This window comes from Vibrio sp. Vb1554, from assembly GCF_033344235.1.
Window position 1 is genome coordinate 1 of sequence record NZ_JAWPOJ010000223.1, and the last position, 1,325, is coordinate 1,325.

Sequence of the window (1,325 nt, forward strand, 5' to 3'; positions counted from 1 at the left end):
ATGAATGACACGAAGGAAAAACAATGGCACACCTATCTTACTGGTTTAAGCAAGCGCTTGAACTTGAACAGCCTCAACCAGCTAAGCCACTGAATGAAGATATCGACGCTGATGTCGCGATTATTGGCGGTGGTTACACCGGACTTTGGACCGCCATTATGATCAAACAGCAAGCACCGAAAAAGCATGTTGTTGTGATAGAAAAGGGTCTGTGCGGCAGTGGCGCGTCTGGAGCGAATGGTGGTTGCATGCTGACTTGGTCGACAAAGTTTCCGACCTTAAAACGTTTGTTTGGTGAAGCTCAGGCTGCTTGGTTAGTCAAAGAGTCCGAACAAGCCGTGCTTGAAATTGACGCGTTTTGTAAACAGCACCATATTGATGCTCAGTTGTCGCTTAAAGGCGTGTATTACACGGCAACAAATCACGCGCAAGCGGGCAGCATGCAACCTGTCGTCGATGAGCTTTCACGTTTAGGCGTCAATAGTTGGCGTCGCTGCAAAGAAGATGAGCTGCACGCGAATACAGGCTCGCCCCGTCATCTTGAAGGTTTCCATTCTTCGGTTGCTGCTAGCGTCCAGCCCGCCTTGTTGGCTAGAGGTTTGCGCCGAGTTGCATCAGAAATGGGGATCGAAATCTTCGAAAACACACCAATGACCAAATTGGATTTTGGCCAACCAGCTACCGTGTACACTCCTGACGCACAAATACAAGCAAAGCAGGTTGTGCTGGCATTAAACGCATGGATGGTGGAGCACTTTACACAGTTCAAAAACAGTATCGTGGTGGTTTCTTCCGACATGGTCATCACCAAACCGCTTGGTGAGTCGTTACGAAAAACGGGCTGGCAAGCGGGAACGAGCGTGTTGGATTCGCGTATTTTTGTTCATTACTACCGCGATACGCCAGATGGTCGTCTCATGTTAGGCAAGGGAGGCAATCTGTTCTCTTTCAACAACAAAGTGGACGTGATGTTCAATAAATCAACTCGTTATCAAAATCTTCTAAGGAAGTCATTCGATAAACTTTTCCCGAGTTTGAAAGAGGCGGAGTTTGAATACTCATGGACAGGAGGATCCGATCGTTCAACCTCCGGCTTTCCATTTTTTGGGAAGTTGAACGAGCAACGTAATGTCTTTTATGGTTTTGGTTATTCAGGTAATGGTGTTGCGCAGACTCGCATGGGCGGAAAAATCCTCTCTTCTATGGTGTTAGGGTTGGATAACGAATGGACTCGAAGTGGCTTAGCCAAAGGACCATTGGGGCATTTCCCTCCAGAGCCGTTTCGCTGGATTGGCGCAATGACGGTGCGTAATGCGGTACGCCGA

General features: G+C 48.2%; 1 protein-coding gene. It reads left to right on the forward strand.

Annotated elements, in window-relative coordinates; translation table 11 throughout:
- Positions 1–23 precede the first annotated feature (23 nt).
- A partial coding sequence (locus R8N28_RS25145; protein WP_318183654.1) for an FAD-dependent oxidoreductase occupies positions 24–1,325 on the forward strand: 1,302 nt, incomplete at its 3' end.